We start from the raw sequence: 17,653 nt of genomic DNA, 5'->3' as shown, positions 1-17,653 counted from the left end.
CGGTAGGGTACCTGCATGAAATACAAGGATTTGCGTGATTTCATCGCGCAGCTGGAACAAAACGGACAACTAAAGCGCATCACTCGCGAGATAGATCCCTATCTGGAGATGACCGAAATCAGCGATCGCACCCTGCGTGCGGGTGGCCCGGCCCTGCTGTTCGAGAATCCCAAAGGCTACTCCATGCCGGTGCTGACCAACCTGTTCGGCACCCCGGATCGGGTCGCCATGGGAATGGGCCAGCCCAACGTCGGCGCCCTGCGCCAGGTGGGCACCTGGCTCTCCTACCTGAAGGAGCCCGAGCCGCCCCGTGGGCTCAAGGAGCTGATGGAGAAGCTGCCCATCTTCAAGCAGGTGCTCAACATGCCGACCAAGCGGCTCTCCTCCGCCCCTTGCCAGCAACTGGTGCTGGAAGGGGATGCGGTCGATCTGGACCAGATCCCGATCCAGCACTGCTGGCCCGGTGATGTGGCGCCCCTGGTCACCTGGGGTCTCACCATTACTCGCGGCCCCTACAAGAAGCGCCAGAACCTCGGTATCTACCGCCAGCAGAAGATCGGCAAGAACAAGCTGATCATGCGCTGGCTCGATCATCGCGGTGGCGCCATCGATTTTCGCGAGTGGCAGGAAGCCCACCCGGGGGAGCGTTTCCCCGTGGTGGTGGCGCTTGGCGCCGATCCTGCGACCATACTCGGTGCTGTGACCCCTGTGCCCGACTCCCTCTCGGAGTATGCGTTTGCCGGTCTGCTGCGTGGCAGTCGTACCGAGGTGGTAAAGGCCCTCAGTTGCGATCTGGAGGTACCCGCCAGCGCTGAAATCGTGCTGGAAGGTTATCTGGAGCCGGGCGAGTTGGCGCCGGAAGGACCCTATGGGGATCACACCGGTTACTACAACGAGGTGGACGAGTTCCCTGTCTTTACCATCACCCACATGACAATGCGCCGCGATGCCATCTATCACAGCACCTACACTGGCCGTCCCCCCGACGAGCCTGCCGTGCTGGGGGTGGCATTGAACGAGGTGTTCGTGCCGCTGCTGCAAAAGCAGTTCCCCGAAATCGTGGATTTCTACCTGCCACCGGAAGGATGTTCCTACCGGATGGCGGTGGTGACCATCAAGAAGCGTTATCCCGGCCATGCCAAGCGGGTGATGCTGGGTGTCTGGTCCTTCCTGCGCCAGTTCATGTACACCAAGTTCGTTATCGTCTGTGACGACGACATCAACGCCCGTGACTGGAAGGATGTGATCTGGGCCATCACCACCCGGATGGATCCTGCCCGTGACACCACACTGATCGAACACACGCCGATCGACTATCTCGACTTTGCCTCGCCTGTGTCGGGTCTGGGTTCCAAAATGGGGCTGGATGCCACCAACAAGTGGCCGGGGGAGACCAACCGTGAATGGGGTCAGCCCATAGTCCAGGACGAAGCGGTGAAGCAGAAGGTGGATTCCATCTGGGCCGAGCTGAATATTCTCGGCTAAACACGGCTGCCATGGTGCAAAAGGTTGAGGATCTCCGGGCGGAATTGGGTATGCTCGGGGAACCTGACCAGATGCACTGGTCGTCAGTCCACAGTGAATCAATGAGCGAAAGCGGGCCGAGCGAGCCCGTCACAAGGATAAGAATGCAACGTATCAAGTGCCGCGTAGAGGAACTGCGCGAATATGTCGACACCATCTGGCACGTGGCCCTGACGCCGCTGCAAGAGATCAGCTTCAAACCCGGTCAGTATCTGCTGGTGGTGATGAGTGATTCGGACAAGCGTCCTTTCTCCATCGCCAACTCACCGACTCGCCCCGGTGTGCTGGAGCTGCAGATCGGTGCAACCCCGGAGAATGCCTACGCAGGCCAGGTGCTGGCCCGTATGCGCGAGCAGGGGGAAATAGAGGTTGAACTGGCGGCAGGCAAGGCCTTCCTGCGGGAAGAGTCGCCCCGTCCACTGATCCTGATGGCGGGTGGTACCGGCTTCTCCTATGCCCGCTCCATCCTGGAGTATCTGATCGATACCGGCAGCAAGCGTCCTGTGTTCTTCTACTGGGGTGTGCGTCAGGCCCACTGGCTCTACGAGCTGGAGCAGATGCAGCAGTGGGCGCGTGACTATGCACCGCTGACCTTCATCCCCGTGGTGCAGGAGCCTGAAAGCGACTGGACCGGCAAGAGCGGGCTGGTGCACAAGGCCATCATGGATGATTTCGTCAGTCTGCATGACTACGACATCTATGTGGCTGGCCGTTTCGAGATGGCGGGCGCGGCGCGCGAGGAGTTCAAGATCCTCGGTGCAGAGCCTGAGCGCATCTTCGGCGACGCCTACGAGTTCATCTGAGCTCAGCATGCGAATCGGTAGGTATCAAACCGGCGGCAGTCGTACATGTCGGCCGATTACGCTTCGCTAATCGACCCTGCCGGCTTCTCCTCGGCGAGCCAGAAACAACAAACCCCAGCCAGGCTGGGGTTTGCTTTATGTGCTGTGCGGGCCAGCTGCGACGGCCGGGTTATTCGCCCTTGGCGCCAAACTGCTGTTCCAGCTGTGCCAGCTTGGCCTCGAGGGCCGTCAGCTTCTCACGGGTGCGCAGCAACACCTTGGTCTGCACGTCAAACTCTTCGCGACTGACCAGATCCAGCTTGTTGAGCTGAGACTGCAGCACCTGACGGATCTTCTTTTCAACCTCTTCACCCATGCTGCGAATGCCTGGCGGCAGGGAGTTGTGCACCTGTTTGGCGATCTCTTCCAGTTTCTTCGGGTCGATCATGTGATTCTCCTTAAGCAATGGCGCCATTCTACCGACAATTCATCCCCTTTGCCGAGATCGGGGTGGCTTTTTGCCATCAGGAGCACAGGGCGTGCTGGTCGGGTCTGGTATCCGGAATGAAGCTGTTAACCTATCGAGTCCCGTTTCTATTCCAATTCCTTGATGTTGTACACAAAAAAAGCAGATCAGATGACCGACCAGACGCTTAACAATTGTTGCGTTGCTGTTAAGATGGTTCGGTCGGGTTTTCACCCTCCCCCGTCAGCACATCATGGATAACAACTAAAAAGAGATAAGGATATGAAAAAGAAGCTAATTTACGCCGCAGTTGTCAGTGCCCTGTTGGCTGGCTGTGGTGGCAGTGACGATAACAAAGGCGATACCTCAAGCTATCTCGACTATCTGTTGACCGGTTCCAATGCGGTGCGCCCCAGTGCCCTGGCGGCACGGGCCAGCGATGGTACCCTGAAGTTCTCTACCGAGACGGCAGATCTCTCCAATCCGGTCTCTGCCATGTCAACGCTGGATGGCTGGTCCACGACCCAGGCTATCCAGATCGTACCTGTCACCTCGTCCGGCATTCAGGTTCAGGCACCGACTGCGGCCGAGTTCAGTGCCTCTGTGGCACCGCTCTACCTGCTGGAGCTTGCCTTCGACAGCGCTGCGCTGCGCCCGAATGGCGTGAAGAAGGTGCTGACCTACGGGGTGGATTTCGTGGTGGCCGCATCGGCTGGCAAGTTGAATCTGGTGCCGCTCAAGCCGCTCAATCCCTCTTCCTACTACATGATAGTGGCCACCGATTCGCTGAAAGACAGCACCGGCAGCCCGGTACGGGCAGGTAGCGACTATAGCAACTACAAGAACAACGCGGGCAGCAATGTGCAGGAGCAGACCATCAATGGTCTGATCGCGCTGCAGGAAGGGTTGTTCAAGGCGGCAACGGGTATCGCCACGGATCACGTGATCTTCTCCGACTGGTTCGGTACCCAGTCAGGCGCTGATGTGCTGGTGGCCGTGAAAGGCGCCGCCGCATCTGTCGTGTTGCAAGGGCTGGATGCCGCCAAGGTATGGAAGCAGGATGCGTTGGGCAATACCAGTCTGCCCGGTACCTATACCCTGGCCGTGACCGGCAACGATGACTTCCTGACCCAGCTGGACAATGAGCAGTTCCTGCCGCAGGAGCAGAAGGATGCCATTGCCGCCGCCGTTGCCGCCAGCCCGACGCTGACCGGCATCGCCGGCATGACGAAGGTCTACACAGGTACGGTCAAGCTGCCTTATTTCCTCTCCTCACCGGCGACCGCCGGTTCATGGGACAAAGCCAAGACCCAGTCCTGGCACGGTGCCATCCCCAGCCTGTACGCCATCGCCAACGCGCTGAAGGCATCTGACAGCGAAGTGATCGCCGGTCTGGTGGGCGCGGGTGTGGATCCGGCTCTGCTGGCAGAGTTGATGGCCGATCCGACTCGTCAGAGCGAGTTGCTGGCCGAGGCGAGCAAGCTGGTCGGGGTAACCCTCACCTCCGGCGGCAAGCCGCTGGATGCCGAGCAGAACATTGGTCGCTTCAATCCGTTGCCTGCGCTGGAAGAGGTGCAATCCGTGCCGATGCGCATCTTTGCCAAGGATGCACTGAACACCATCACGGACGTCATCATCTATCAGCACGGCGTCACCTCGGTGAAAGAGAATGCCTATGCGCTGGCACTGGGGCAGATTGGCGCTGGCATCACGGCCAGCAAAAATGTCGCAGTGGTAGTGATCGATCATCCGTTGCATGGTGAACGTGGCTTCGCCCTGAGTGGCAGCATGGCTACGGTGACCACCTCCGACAATCCAACGCCGTATCTGAACCTGAGCTACCTGACAGTGGCGCGGGACAACCTGAAACAGAGCGTGGCGGATCTGCTGGGTCTGCGCATGGCGGTGGGTCTGGCCAATGACCAGAACGCCATCGGCAGTGCCGGCAATCTCAAGGTACATTTCCTGGGTCACTCCCTGGGCGCCATTGCGGGAGCCAACCTGCTGGCGGTTGCCAACCAGCCGATCGGCAACCCGACGGCGGATGCCCTGTTCAAGTTCGATACCGGTGGTCTGGCCATGCCGGGTGGCGGCATAGCACCGCTGTTGCTGAACTCGCCGACCTTCGGCCCGACCATCAAGATGGGCGTGCTGACCGGTGGCAGTGCGGAGCTGAAGGCGGCCTTCACCGCCTATGCGCCCAACTGCCAGACGGCAGTGCCAACCTGCTTCGTCAACGAGTTCCTGCCTAGCTTGGGTGCAACCACTCAGGCGGCTGCAGCCAGCACGCTGCAGAGCTACAGCTTTGCGGCCCAGTCGGTACTGGATTCGGCGGATCCGATCAACCTCGCCAGCGGCATCAAGGCGGACTTCCCGCTGTTTGCCACCGAGATAGTGGGTGACGGTGCCCTGAGTCTGTCGGATCAGGTGATCCCGAACAGCATAGCGTCCGCTCCGCTGGGGGGCACAGAGCCGCTGTTCAAGCTGCTGGCCCTGCAACCGCTGACCGCCACCGGCGCAGCCAACCACCATGCGGCTCGTTTCGTGGCTGGCGGTCACAGCTCCTTGCTGGCACCGGACGAGAACTTCGACCCGACCGGCGACGTCACTACCGAGATGCAGACCCAGTTCGGCAGCTTCTTTATGAGTGGCGGTACTGCGGTGCAGGTCACCGACAGTTCTCTGCTCAAGCAATAACGCTGCAGACCATAAAAAAACGCCGCCCCTCGGGGCGGCGTTCTCGTTTCTGCGACCGGGCCCGGCCGTCAGGCAGGCTGGTGGTGTCTGTCCAGCCAGCCTTGCAGCAGACCTACCAGCAGGCCCACCAGATGGGCCATGTTGGCGGTGCTGGTGCCGAGCATGTCGAAGAAGCCGAGCACCAGCCAGAACAGCATGAAACCCATCAGGGCCGGTGGCAGGGTGAGACCGCAGGCCGGCTGCAGTTTGCTGCGCAGCCAGCAGTAGCCCAGCAGGGCATAGACAACACCGGAGAGGCCGCCAAACAGCGGTCCGCTGACGAAGAACTCGGCGATATTGGGCAGGGCCGCCCCCACCAGCAACAGGACCAGCAGCTTGCCGCTGCCGAGGCGTTGCTCTATCTGGCCCCCCAGATACCACCACCAGAGCAGGTTGAACACCAGATGCAGTATCGAGAAGTGGATAAAGGCCGGGGTGAAGTAACGCCACGCCTGCCAGTCGGTGAACTGGGCCAGGGTCGGGTGGAACGCCAGCTCGTCGAAGATGGGCAGGCCGATGGCATCCAGGGCATAGATGGCCAGACAGGCGATGATCACCACCAGGGTCAGGGGCCCCGCCTGATGGAGGAAATCGGTGACGGGATCCGTCATCCCCTTGCTGTAATCGATGCGGGCATCCGCCTGACCTGACTGCCAGGAGGCCTCCATGTAGCGCGGATGGGACGGATCGGCCAGGAATCGCTTCACCTCCAGCTGGGCCTGGGCGAGGCGCTGTTCATCCGCCAGCCAGACCGAGACGCCGAGCTCTGACTGGGTCAGCTCGCACGAGATGCCGAGGGTGGCGAGATAGTCCACCAGGGCTTGCGCCATGCGGGCGTTGTCGAGCACCAGCAGCTGGATCATGCGTCGCCTGCCTCGATGGGAAACTCCCGGCGCCACGCCTCGAAGCCGCCATCCAGGCTATAGACTTCGTCATACCCCTGCTGCAGCAGGTACTGGGCAGCGCTCTGGCTGCTGTTGCCGTGATAGCAGATCACGATGACAGGGGTGTCGAAATCCACCTCGTCCATGAAGCGCACCAGGGTGCCGTTGGTGAGGTGGAAGGCACCGACTGCATGTGCTGCCTCGAAGGATTGGGGATCGCGAATATCCACGAGGCGGGCTTCACCGGCAGCGAGCTTCTGGTGGGCATCATGGGCACTGATATGGGCAAACTGGTCCATTTGCATGTCCTGCGAATAGGTAACTGGAGGCCAGTTTACCGCAAGCCTGCGCTGGTGCTAAGCCCGCAATGTGTCCGGTCGTCCCGCCGGGAAGATCGCAATTTTCTTCAATATCAGAACCAGGCTTATGGGTAGGGTGAGATCTCGATATCTTCAACGAGCATTATCCATGGAAATGAGTCTGTTGCTATCCATGGCCGGGTTTGCCCTGGCCATGTCCATCTCTCCGGGGCCGGTCAATCTGGTCGCCCTCAGTGCGGGGGCGCAATATGGTTTTCGCGCCAGCCTGCGCCATGTGGTGGGGGCCACCCTGGGTTTCATCCTGTTGTTGCTGCTGATGGGGCTGGGTCTCGGCGCTGCCCTGTCGCACTGGCCAGTGGCGCTCGGTGGCATCCGCTGGGGAGGCATCCTCTTCCTGTGCTACATGGCCTGGCTGCTGATGATGGACAGCGGAGAGATAGAGCGTGAAGGCGGCACGCCACCCGCTTTTTTATACGGCGCCATGATGCAGTGGCTCAATCCCAAGGCCTGGCTGGCGGCCAGCATGGGGATGGGGGCCTATGGAGCCGTGGGCGATGTGGGCCAGATAGTGTGGTTTACCAGCCTCTATCTGGTGATCTGTCTGGTTTCTATCGCTTGTTGGGCCTATGTCGGCAGCTGTCTGCAGGCAGTTTTGCTCTCGCCTCGCCGCTTGCGCTGGTTCAACCGGGCGATGGCCATGTTGCTGTTGCTCAGTGCCGGTTACCTTGTTCTGGAACCTTGAGGAAGGCACTGCGACTGGTATTGACCCGGGGTCGCGGCGACCAGCCGCTTGAACTGGCGCTGGAAGTGGGCCTGATCGGAGAAGCCCGTCGCCAATGCCACCTCGACCAGAGGCCGTCCCTGAGCGAGCAGGGCTCGGGCCTGGCGTATCCGCTGGTTGAGCAGGTAAGCGTGCGGGGTCATGCCGAAATGGCGGCTGAATACTCGCACCAAGTGGGATGGGGTCAGCCCGGCGACTGTGCTCAGGTGCTGCAAGGTGAGGGGCGTCGCATACTCGTCCTTTATCAGCTCGGCGGCGCGCCTCAGATGCAGGGGCGGTGGCTCGCTCCATCTGGCGGGCGTGAGCCTTGCCAGCAGCTGGTGACTGAACTGGTGACAGGCGACCTCCTTGGCGAGGCGATCTTGCTGGTCATCTTGCAAAGTACGATAGAGGCGCAGCAAACCTGCATACAGCACGGGATTCCGACTGGCCGTCATGTCGAAGGGGCGAAAATGGGCCCCCAGCCCGGCCTCCTCCTGCTGGCCGCGCAGCCAGTCGGTATCGAGGTAGAACATCAGATAAGACCAGGGGCGATCGGCGATGGGGTTGCAGGCATGCACCTCTTCCGGGTTCATCAGTACCAGGGTGCCTACGTTGACCTCCTGTTTTGTGTGCTGGTTGAGATAGTGACTGTGACCACCCGTGATGGCGCCAATGGAGAAATGGGCGTGGCTGTGTTTTTCATAGCAGACGCGGCGGCCATCCTGCACCGCTCGCGCCTCTATGAAAGGCAGGGCAGGGTCACGCCAGAAGCTGTGGTGATCCGCCTCTGCCCTGGCCCTGCTCATGGGTTAACCACCCAGATAGGCCTGCCGAACGGCCGGATTGGCCAGCAGGGCAGCCCCCGAGTCTTGCAGCACCACGTGGCCGTTTTCCAGCACATAGCCCCGGTCGGCCAGCTTGAGCGCCTGGTTGGCGTTCTGCTCCACCAGAAAGATGGTCATCCCTTTCTGGCGCAGCTGCTCTATGGTGTCGAAGATCTGCTGGATGACGATGGGAGCCAGCCCCAGCGAGGGTTCGTCCAGCAGCAGCAGGCGCGGCTTGCTCATCAGGGCGCGGCCTATGGCCAGCATCTGCTGCTCGCCGCCGGACATGGTGCCGGCCCTTTGCTGCAGTCGCTCGTGCAGGCGGGGGAACAGGGTGAACACCTGATCCAGCAGGCCGTGCTGCTCTTCCTTGTCGACGAAGAAGGCGCCCATCAGCAGGTTCTCCTCCACCGTCAGGCGGGCGAAGATGCGGCGCCCCTCCGGTACGACGGCTATGTCCTTGCGCATGATGCGGGCCGTACTGAGGGAGCTTATCTGCTCCCCCTCGAACCAGATGCTGCCGCTGCTGGGCTTGGGCTCGCCGCACAGCGTCATCAACAAGGTGGTCTTGCCGGCGCCGTTGGCGCCGATCAGGGTGACGATTTCCCCCTCTTTTACCTCGACGCTGACATCGTGCAGCGCCTGAATTTTGCCGTAGTGGGTCGATACGTTGCGAAGTTCTAACATCGTGACTCCTTGGGTCCTACGATTCGCCCAGATAGGCCTTGATCACAGCCGGATTGTTGCGGATCTCATCCGGCTTGCCGTGGGCCAGCGGCGCCCCCTGATTGACCACGAAGATGCGGTTGGAGATGCCCATCACCAGCTTCATGTCGTGCTCAATCAGCAGCACTGAGACACCGAATTCGTCCCGCAGGCTGATGATGAGATCGTTCAGCTCATCGGTTTCGTTCGGATTGAGGCCGGCGGCCGGTTCGTCCAGCATCAGCAGGTCGGGCCGGGTCGCCATGCAGCGGGCTATCTCGAGGCGGCGCTGCTGACCATAAGCCAGGTTGCCGGCGGCCCGATTGGCGAGATCCTTGAGCCCCACCTTCTCCAGCCAGAAGGCGGCCTGTTCCAGCCCCTCCTGCTCGGCACGGCGAAAGGCCGCTGTCTTGAACAGACCGGCGATAAAACCGGTGTTGAGGTGCCTGTGCTGGGCGACCAGCAGGTTCTCCACCGCTGTCATCTCCTTGAACAGCCGCACATGCTGGAAGGTGCGCACAATTCCCTTGCGCGCTATGAGGTGACCGGGCAGCCCCTGGATCTCCTCACCCTTGTAGCGGATGGTGCCGCCGCTCGGGCGGTAGAAGCCGGTCAGGCAGTTGAAGACTGTGGTCTTGCCCGCGCCGTTCGGCCCTATGATGGAGATGACCTCCCCCCTGTCGACATCCAGCTTGACGCCGTTGACTGCGAGCAGTCCACCAAAGCGCATCGACAGATCAGAGACTTCCAACAACTTGTTCTGATTCGCGCTCATTTTTGTAGCTCCAGGTGAGGTCTGGTCATCGGCAGCAGTCCTTGTGGCCGCCAGATCATCATGAACACCATCAAGAGGCCGAACATCAGCATGCGGTACTCGTTGAATTCACGGGCCAGCTCCGGCAGCACAGTCATGACGATGGCCGCCAGCACCACCCCTATCTGGGAGCCCATGCCGCCCAGCACGACGATGGCGAGCACTATGGCCGACTCGATGAAGACGAAGGATTCAGGGCTGATAAACCCCTGACGGGAGGCGAAGAAACTGCCGGCGAACCCCGCGAAGGTGGCGCCTATGGTGAAGGCGGTCAGCTTGATGATGGTGGGGTTCAGCCCCAGGGACTTGCAGGCGATTTCGTCTTCCCGCAGCGCTTCCCAGGCTCGGCCCAGCGGCATGCGCAGCAGGCGATTGATGACGAACAGGGTGGCGACAACCAGCACCAGTGCCATCAGATAGAGGAAGATGACCTTGTGGTTGGCGTTGTAGGCGATGCCAAAGAAGTCGTGGAAGGTACCAAAGCCCCCATCTTTGACGGTACGGTTGAATTCCAGTCCAGCCAGGGTCGGCTTGGGAATGCCGGAGATGCCGTTCGGGCCGCCGGTGAGGCTGGTCATGTTGTTGAGCAGGATGCGGATGATCTCGCCAAACCCCAGGGTGACGATGGCCAGATAGTCCCCCCGTAGCCGCAATACCGGAAAGCCGAGCAAAAAGCCGAAGGTGGCGGCCATCAGCCCGGCGATGGGCAGGCACTCCCAGAAGCTCAGGCCGAAATAGGTGTTGAGCAAGGCATAGCTGTAGGCGCCGACGGCGTAAAAGCCCACGTAGCCCAGATCCAGCAGGCCAGCCAGACCGACCACCACGTTGAGGCCCAGCCCCAGCATGATGTAAATCAGCGCCAGGGTCGCCAGATCGATGGCACCGCGAGAGGCCATGAAGGGCCAGCTCACCGCAAACAGCAGCACCAGAATGGCGGTGACATTGTAGAGCCGTGGCGCCTCTTCAGGGCTTGGCAGCACCAGCTTGGTGAAACCGGTGGAGAAGCCGCTGATGGAGGCCTGAAACAATCTGCCGATCTGGCCACGCAACAGCTGGAACCAGAACACCAGTGCCGCGCCACCCACCAGCCAGGCCAGCGATATGTCGAGGCGGCTCACGACCAGCAACTGGCTGCCTTGCGTCTCTAGCCGAAAGCCAAGCAACCAGAAGGAGAGCACCATCAGCACCAGGCTGGCGATGCAGGCATGAATAAATTGATGTTTCATACTTTTTCGACCTCCGGACGACCCAGAATGCCGGTGGGCATGAACAGCAAGACACCGATCAGCAGGACGAAGGCCATCACATCCTTGTATTCGGTGCTGAGATAGCCAGCGGTGAGCGCTTCCACCACCCCCAGCAGCAGGCCGCCGAGCACGGCGCCGGGTATGCTGCCGATGCCGCCCAATACAGCCGCGGTGAAGGCTTTCAGCCCGGCCATAAAGCCGAGATAGGGATTGATGACGCCGTAGTACATGCCGAGCAGCACGCCGGCGACGGCTGCCAGGGTGGCCCCCAGCACGAAGGTGATGGAGATGACCACATGGGTATCAATCCCCAGCAGGTTGGCCATCTTGATATCTTCCGAACAGGCCCGGCAGGCCCGTCCCATGCGGGATCGGCCGATGAACTGGGTGAGTGCCAGCATGGTGATGAAGGTCACCACGAAGATGATGAGTTGCATGTAGGAGAGGCTGGCCTGAAAGCCGTCTTCTCCACCCAGGGTCCAGCCCCCGGAGATCAGGGTGGGCATGGCGATATCCCGCGAGCCCTGCGCCATTCGCATCATGTTTTGCAAGAAGATCGACATGCCGATGGCGGAGATGAGGGGGATGAGGCGGTTGCCGCCCCGCAGCGGGCGATAGGCGACCCGCTCTATGGTCCAGCCATAGGTTCCGGTAATGATGATGCTGACCAGGAAGGCTCCTCCCAGCAGTAGGAAGGTGCTGTCGATGCCCATCATCATGAGCCCGGCCATCACCATAAAGGCGACATAGGAGCCGATCATGTAAACCTCGCCGTGGGCGAAGTTGATCATGCCGATGATGCCATAGACCATGGTGTAGCCGATGGCGATCAACGCATAGGTGCTACCTATGGTTAACCCGTTCAGCAGTTGCTGAACCAGGTAAAGGAGGTGTTCGGACATACTACGTTCCCTGTGCTTGCCCGCAAGAAGGGAGGGGTGACTCACGTCACCCCGACCGGCAGATTATTTGACTTGAGTGGAGGTACCGTCGGCGTGCCACTGGAACACACCGAATTCAAAGCCTTTCAGGTCGCCACTCGGTGCCCAGCTCAGGGTGCCCATGACGGTCTCGATCGGCGTGGCCTTGATGGCGGCAGCGACGGCAGCCGGGTCATCTTCACCCGCCTTGGCGATACCGGCAGCCAGGGTTTGCACCGCGGCGTAGGTGGTCCAGACGAAGGGACCGGAAGAGTCCTGGCCCTTGGCCTTGAACGCGGCGACCAGCGGGGCGTTGGCCGGCACCAGATCGTATTTGTTCGGCAGGGTGACCAGCAGGCCTTCTGAAGCCGGGCCACCGATGGCGGAGATGTCCTTGTTACCTACCCCTTCCGGACCCATGAACTTGGCCTTGAGCCCTTTCTCGGCCGCCTGGCGCAGGATCAGACCCAGCTCGGGGTGATAGCCGCCGTAGTAGATGAAGTCGACGTTCTCTTTCTGCAGTTTGGCGATCAGGGCGGAGAAGTCCTTGTCACCGGCTGTGATGCCTTCGAACGCCACCACTTTCACGCCGGCTTTATCCAGCGAGGCTTTCACGCTGGAGGCGATGCCTTCACCGTACTGCTTCTTGTCGTGGATGACGGCCACGCGCCGGGGCTTGACCTGCTCGATGATGTACTTGGCGGCAGTCGGGCCCTGATCGCTGTCCAGACCTATGGTGCGCAGGGTCAGCTGGTAGCCACGTTCGGTGATCTTGGGGTTGGTGGAAGCGGGGGTGATCATCAGCACGCCTTCATCTTCATAGATGTCGGAAGCTGGCAGCGTATTGTCGGAGCAGAGGTGGCCGACCACGAACTTGACCCCGTCGTTGATCACCTTGTTGGCTATCGCCACCGCCTGCTTGGGATCGCAGGCATCGTCATAGATGACGGCTTCGATCTGCTTGCCTGCGATACCGCCAGCCTTGTTGATCTGTTCGACCGCCATCTTGCCACCGGTGAACTGCATGTCACCGTATTGGGCGACCGGGCCGGTCACCGGGCCGGCGATGCCGATCTTGATGGTGTCCGCCGCATGGGCCAGCGATACCGATCCGAACAGAGCCATAGAAACCGCTGTCCTGACTGCAATTTTGCTCAACTTATTCATCGATTCGTCCCTTAATCAGTGGATTGTTTCATTTTCCGTGTGTCATTCCGAACCAGGATCCCGCCAGTCCGGCAATAGGTATGGTTCTATCATTCCTCGCTGGGCAATAACAAGCTGTTAAAGATACTAACCAGAGAGGGGGGAATAGGGCTTTTTTGAAACAAATAACTGATATTGTTAGTTCGTGTGGGTGTTGATGCTAATTTATCCAGTTAACATCTTCACAACAAGGTGTGCTGGTGGCAAATAGTAGAGGAAAAAACTGACGATATTTTACTCTGACGCTGCTCCCAATTTGACCAAAATCCGTTTGCGCAAATGGAGGTGACCTCCTAGATTAGCCAGCATTGACAAATCATTGGCAGTGCCCGTTAAAACCAAGCCTTTATTCGGGAAATCTGCTAATGTTCCGCCTTTGATATTCAGGAGACAGAGATGGCCACTATCAAGGATGTCGCCTCGCGCGCAGGCGTATCCATCTCCACCGTCTCACATGTACTCAATCACACCCGTCGGGTTAGCGAAGATGCAACCCAAAAAGTGCTTGAGGCGGTGGCAGAACTCAACTACGCGCCCAACTCGGTAGCGCGCAGCCTCAAGATAAACTCAACCAAGACCATAGGCATGCTGGTGACCACCAGTGCCAACCCCTTCTTTGCGGAAGTGGTGCAAGGGGTCGAAGCTTACTGCTTCGAGCAGGGCTACAGCCTGATCCTGTGCAACACCGAAAACCAGCCGCCCCGCCAGCAGCATTACCTGAGAATGCTGATGGAGAAGCGGGTTGACGGCCTGCTGGTGCTGGGGACTGACATCGACACCCCGCTGCGCGACATGCTGCGCATCCACAAGAATGTGCCGCAGGTGGTGCTGGATTGGGGAACCGAGTGCGATTTCGCCAACGTGATCAATGACAACGCCCGCATAGGTGCGCGTCTGGCCGTGCGCCATCTGCTGGAGCAGGGTCACACGGACATCGTCTGTATCACGGGCCAGATCTCCAAGCCGACCACCCAGCAGCGACTGGCCGGGGTACGCGATGCCCTGGGCGAGCAGGGTCTGACTCTGAAAGAGGAGCAGATTTTCGAAGGGGATTACGAGAGCCAGAGCGGTTTCGATGCCATGCAGCGCATCCTGGCCCTCACGCCTCGCCCGACGGCTGTGTTTGCCTTCGATGATCCCATGGCCATTGGTGCTATCTGCGCAGCCTGGGAAGCCGGGGTCAAGGTGCCGGATGATATCTCCATGATCGGCTATGACGACGTGGAAATGGCGCGCTTCTCCAGCCCGCCGCTCACCACCATACGCCACCCCAAGGCCGAGCTCGGCCTGCTGGCGGTGAAGCATCTGGTGAGCCGCATCCGCAACAAGGCGCTGGAAGTCGAGTCCATGACGGTAGAGCCCGAGCTTATCGTCCGTCGCTCGGTCAAATCCCTGCGCTGACCGCCATGCCGTATTGCACGGCATAGTCGGCACAACGAAAAACCCCCTCTTTACCGAGGGGGTTGTTGTTTATGGGGGGTTTATTGCAGCGCTGGCCAGAAATCCTTGTTGGCGGCCACCAGGTCATCCAGGATGGCCTTCGCCACCGAGGCGCTCGGCACCGTCTTGGACAGGGTGATCGCCTGCCACAGCTTCTGGTAAGAGCGCTCGACCCAGGCTTCCACCACCAGCTTCTCGACGGCCACCTGCTGGCCCATCAAGCCTTGCTGGAACAGGGGAATATCGCCGACCTGCAAGGGCTCGGGCCCGCTGCTGCCCACCAGGCAGGGGATTTCGACCATGGCCTCGGGGTCGAAGTTGTTGATGGCACCCCGGTTGGGGACTATCAGCAGCATCCGCTCCTGGGTGTTGAAGGCGATGGCGGTGGCCAGATCCACTATATAAGAGGCGTGTTCGTCGATCTCCAGCTCGCCCGCTTCTGAGTGACCCGCCTTGACGATGGCGCGGCAGGCGCTGAACACCTGTTTCTCGCGGTGCTCCATCACCTCGTTGGCGCGGGTATGTTCCGGGTTGGCGTGGGCCACCACATAGTCCGGAAAGAGATAGTACTTGAGGTAGGTGTTGGGCAGGGTATCCGGATCGAGTGCCCACACATCCCTGGCCTTGGCGAAGGTATCGTTCCAGCTTGCCTCGGCATGGCTGGCGTGATCGGGCACATAGCCGTGGCGGGCGACGTGCTCCTTGATCTTGGGCATCAGGTCGTTGCCTGCCAGATCCTCGATGCGGGTCCACCAGCCGAAGTGGTTGAGGCCGTAGTAGCGCACCCGCATCTCTTTACGGGATTTAAGGCCGGCGATCTGGGCCATGCGGCCCTCGATCCCGATAGGCATGTCACAAATGTTCAGGATCTTGGCGTTGGGGCGCAGGCGACGGGTTGCCTCCGCCACTATAGCGGCCGGGTTGGAGTAGTTCAGCATCCAGGCGTTGGGGGAGTACTGCTCCATGTAATCGACCAGCTCCAGCACGCCACCGATGGAGCGCATGCCGTAGGCGATGCCGCCCGGGCCGCAGGTCTCCTGACCGACCACGCCGTGACGCAGGGGGATCTTCTCGTCCAGCTCGCGCATCGGGTATTTGCCGACCCGGATGTGGGCCATGACGAAATCCACTTCGCTGAATGCGGCCTTGGGATCGGTACCGTAGCTGAAGGCAATCTCGGGTGCCTTCTCTTTCAGCAGTATCCTGCATGCCTCGGCGATGACTTCCTGGCGGGCACCATCGTTGTCGTAGAACTTGATCTCCTTGAGCGGGAAACGATGTTGGTTCTCGAGCAGCATGAGGACGATACCCGGTGTGAAAGTGCTGCCGCCGCCGGCGATGACTACAGAGAATTTTTTCATGTTCATGACTCCGTTACGAAAGAAGAGGATTGAGTGGGGTTGTTCATTATCGATTCCATATTTTCACGTACCTGTGGCACATGCAGACCTATGATTATTTGAATGCTGTCGCCATGGCGAACCACTCCATGGGCGCCCAGTTGTTTGAAAACTTCATCTGCCGCAGCCTGGCTGGCATTTATCAGCGACATTCTTAATCGGGTGGCACAATTATTCAGGCTTCTTATATTTTTGCTGCCGCCGAGTGCTTCAATGATTTGAGTTGCAATATCACCACCCCGCTGTTGTTTGGCTGTCTGATAATCTGCTTTTGAATAAAGCTTTATTTCGCTGTCTTCCCGTCCAGGGGTTTTTAAATTGAATCTCAGAATGAGGCTTCTGAATATCAGGAACCAGAGTCCAGTGAACGCCAGGCCTATGGCTATCTGGGTAAACATCATGCCGGCATGGTTGTGGAACATGGGGATCCAGTTTTGCGGCAGGAACTGGTCAAGCAGGCCGCCGCCCATGTTGCCGACGACGCCGAACAGGTACATGACGGTGGCCATGGTGGCAGCCAGCAGGGCATGGATGGCAAACAGCAGAGGCGAGATGAAGAGGAAGGTGAACTCCAGCGGCTCCGTGATGCCCACCAGCATGGCGGTCAGGGTCGCCGGGATCAGCAGACCGGCCACCTTGGCCTTGTTCTCACGGGCGGCAGTGGCGTAGATGGCCAGGGCAATCCCCATGGCCCCGAAGATCTTGGAGTTGCCGTGCAGGGCGAAGCCACCCTGAGGGAACAGCTCGATGAGCGGACGCGTGCTCTGGCTGAACTCCTGCAGATGCTGGGCCCAGTAGAGCTGGATGCCGCCTTCCACCGCGGCAGGGCCGAAGATGAAGGGGCCATAGATGAAGTGATGCAGACCGGTCGGGATAAGAATGCGCTCGAGGAAGGTGTAGACCCAGACACCGAGCGGGCCCGAAATCAGCATGAACTCCTGCAGGGAGGCGATACCCATCTGTACCTTGGGCCACCCCAGCAGGGTCAGCCAGGCACAGGGGATCATGACGAAGAAGGCGATGATGGTGACAAACGAGCTGCCCTGAAAGATGCCGAGAAAGACGGGAAGCTGTCGATCAAACAGGCGGTTGTGCAGGGCGGTGACGATACCCGAGATGACGATGGCCCCTATGATGCTGGTATCCAGCGTCTTGATCCCGGCCACCATGGCCAGGCCGCTTTCGCCGCCGACCGCCTGATTGAAATCGACCCCGAAATAGGCGCCCCAGGTCATCCCCATGGCATTGATAAAATAATTCCAGGTCATGAAGCTGACCAGGACGGAGAGACAGGCTCGTGCCTGCGCCTTATTTGCCAGCCCAATCGGCAAGCCAATGGCAAATATTAGCGGCATGTTTCTGAATACGGTCCAGCCACCTTCTTCAATAATATGTACTATTTGAAAAAACAAACCTTGCGGGTTTGCCAGCGCCTCTCCCACGAACATGGGATTTTTCAGCATGATTGCAATGCCCACTACCATACCTGCAAATGGAAACAGTAGTACAGGAGTAAACATTGCTCCGCCAAAGCGTTGAATTTGACTGAGCATATATAGTCCCTTTATTAAAAGAGTTTTTGATGGGGTGTTGTCTGTGTTGCTGAATTGAACCTAACAACA

The 17,653-nt window shown here is 59.7% G+C and carries 16 protein-coding genes; 5 read left to right on the top strand and 11 right to left on the bottom strand.

Annotation, left to right across the window (positions count from 1 at the left end):
* Positions 1-15 precede the first annotated feature (15 nt).
* Together ubiD and fre are read left to right on the top strand one after the other, a co-directional pair.
* On the top strand, positions 16-1,485 hold the full coding sequence (gene ubiD, locus OKC28_RS17085; protein WP_256686330.1) for a 4-hydroxy-3-polyprenylbenzoate decarboxylase: 1,470 nt from the start codon (positions 16-18) through the stop codon (positions 1,483-1,485).
* A 143-nt stretch (positions 1,486-1,628) separates the two neighbouring features.
* The gene (gene fre, locus OKC28_RS17080; RefSeq protein ID WP_256686328.1) at positions 1,629-2,327 is read left to right on the top strand and encodes an NAD(P)H-flavin reductase; all 699 of its coding nucleotides are present in this window, start codon (positions 1,629-1,631) and stop codon (positions 2,325-2,327) included.
* Positions 2,328-2,496: 169 nt separating this feature from the next.
* Here the strand turns inward: fre and ubiK are convergent, their stop codons facing one another.
* Entirely contained in the window at positions 2,497-2,754 is a 258-nt protein-coding gene (gene ubiK / locus OKC28_RS17075; RefSeq protein ID WP_005320662.1) for a ubiquinone biosynthesis accessory factor UbiK, read from the bottom strand.
* Positions 2,755-3,054: 300 nt separating this feature from the next.
* Here ubiK and OKC28_RS17070 point away from each other — a divergent pair, with 300 nt between their 5' ends.
* Positions 3,055-5,469, top strand: a complete 2,415-nt coding sequence (locus OKC28_RS17070) for a VolA/Pla-1 family phospholipase (protein ID WP_256686326.1) — start codon at positions 3,055-3,057, stop codon at positions 5,467-5,469.
* Positions 5,470-5,537: 68 nt separating this feature from the next.
* Here the strand turns inward: OKC28_RS17070 and glpG are convergent, their stop codons facing one another.
* Both glpG and glpE read right to left on the bottom strand, forming a co-directional pair.
* A complete protein-coding gene (glpG, locus tag OKC28_RS17065; RefSeq protein WP_111589773.1) occupies positions 5,538-6,371 on the bottom strand; it encodes a rhomboid family intramembrane serine protease GlpG in 834 nt (277 codons plus the stop codon).
* The gene (glpE, locus tag OKC28_RS17060) at positions 6,368-6,691 is read right to left on the bottom strand and encodes a thiosulfate sulfurtransferase GlpE (RefSeq protein WP_021139521.1); all 324 of its coding nucleotides are present in this window, start codon (positions 6,689-6,691) and stop codon (positions 6,368-6,370) included. Before glpE ends, glpG begins: the two co-directional genes overlap by 4 nt.
* A gap of 169 nt (positions 6,692-6,860) precedes the next feature.
* Here glpE and OKC28_RS17055 point away from each other — a divergent pair, with 169 nt between their 5' ends.
* Complete coding sequence (locus OKC28_RS17055) at positions 6,861-7,454, top strand: LysE family translocator (protein WP_256686322.1); 594 nt, start codon at positions 6,861-6,863, stop codon at positions 7,452-7,454.
* Here OKC28_RS17055 and OKC28_RS17050 read toward each other — a convergent pair.
* From OKC28_RS17050 to OKC28_RS17025, 6 genes are all read right to left on the bottom strand, one after another.
* Positions 7,433-8,281, bottom strand: coding sequence for an AraC family transcriptional regulator (locus OKC28_RS17050; RefSeq protein ID WP_270690504.1), 849 nt, complete (start codon positions 8,279-8,281; stop codon positions 7,433-7,435). The two genes, OKC28_RS17055 and OKC28_RS17050, sit on opposite strands and share 22 nt — an antisense overlap.
* A 3-nt stretch (positions 8,282-8,284) precedes the next feature.
* Positions 8,285-8,986, bottom strand: coding sequence for an ABC transporter ATP-binding protein (locus tag OKC28_RS17045; RefSeq protein WP_005320651.1), 702 nt, complete (start codon positions 8,984-8,986; stop codon positions 8,285-8,287).
* Positions 8,987-9,002: 16 nt separating this feature from the next.
* The gene (gene livG, locus OKC28_RS17040; RefSeq protein ID WP_059113637.1) at positions 9,003-9,779 is read right to left on the bottom strand and encodes a high-affinity branched-chain amino acid ABC transporter ATP-binding protein LivG; all 777 of its coding nucleotides are present in this window, start codon (positions 9,777-9,779) and stop codon (positions 9,003-9,005) included.
* A complete protein-coding gene (locus OKC28_RS17035) occupies positions 9,776-11,044 on the bottom strand; it encodes a high-affinity branched-chain amino acid ABC transporter permease LivM (RefSeq protein ID WP_059113636.1) in 1,269 nt (422 codons plus the stop codon). The genes livG and OKC28_RS17035 overlap by 4 nt, the downstream gene beginning before the upstream one ends.
* Positions 11,041-11,967, bottom strand: coding sequence for a high-affinity branched-chain amino acid ABC transporter permease LivH (gene livH / locus OKC28_RS17030; protein ID WP_005320646.1), 927 nt, complete (start codon positions 11,965-11,967; stop codon positions 11,041-11,043). Before livH ends, OKC28_RS17035 begins: the two co-directional genes overlap by 4 nt.
* Positions 11,968-12,030: 63 nt before the next feature.
* Positions 12,031-13,152: a branched-chain amino acid ABC transporter substrate-binding protein gene (locus OKC28_RS17025; RefSeq protein ID WP_270690497.1), complete on the bottom strand. Its 1,122-nt coding sequence runs from the start codon at positions 13,150-13,152 to the stop codon at positions 12,031-12,033.
* A gap of 435 nt (positions 13,153-13,587) precedes the next feature.
* On the opposite strand from OKC28_RS17025, the gene OKC28_RS17020 reads away from it, so the two are divergent.
* The gene (locus OKC28_RS17020; protein WP_005320642.1) at positions 13,588-14,592 is read left to right on the top strand and encodes a substrate-binding domain-containing protein; all 1,005 of its coding nucleotides are present in this window, start codon (positions 13,588-13,590) and stop codon (positions 14,590-14,592) included.
* An 80-nt stretch (positions 14,593-14,672) separates the two neighbouring features.
* On the opposite strand, the gene OKC28_RS17015 is transcribed toward OKC28_RS17020, so the two are convergent.
* Together OKC28_RS17015 and OKC28_RS17010 are read right to left on the bottom strand one after the other, a co-directional pair.
* Complete coding sequence (locus OKC28_RS17015) at positions 14,673-15,998, bottom strand: 6-phospho-alpha-glucosidase (protein ID WP_265467633.1); 1,326 nt, start codon at positions 15,996-15,998, stop codon at positions 14,673-14,675.
* Positions 15,995-17,584: an alpha-glucoside-specific PTS transporter subunit IIBC gene (locus OKC28_RS17010; RefSeq protein WP_270690493.1), complete on the bottom strand. Its 1,590-nt coding sequence runs from the start codon at positions 17,582-17,584 to the stop codon at positions 15,995-15,997. The genes OKC28_RS17015 and OKC28_RS17010 overlap by 4 nt, the downstream gene beginning before the upstream one ends.
* Positions 17,585-17,653: the final 69 nt, after the last annotated feature.

It is taken from the genome of Aeromonas sp. D3 (genome assembly GCF_027705025.1).
GTDB classification, from domain to species: Bacteria; Pseudomonadota; Gammaproteobacteria; order Enterobacterales; family Aeromonadaceae; genus Aeromonas; species Aeromonas salmonicida.
This window is presented reverse-complemented; position numbering and strand designations above follow the sequence as displayed.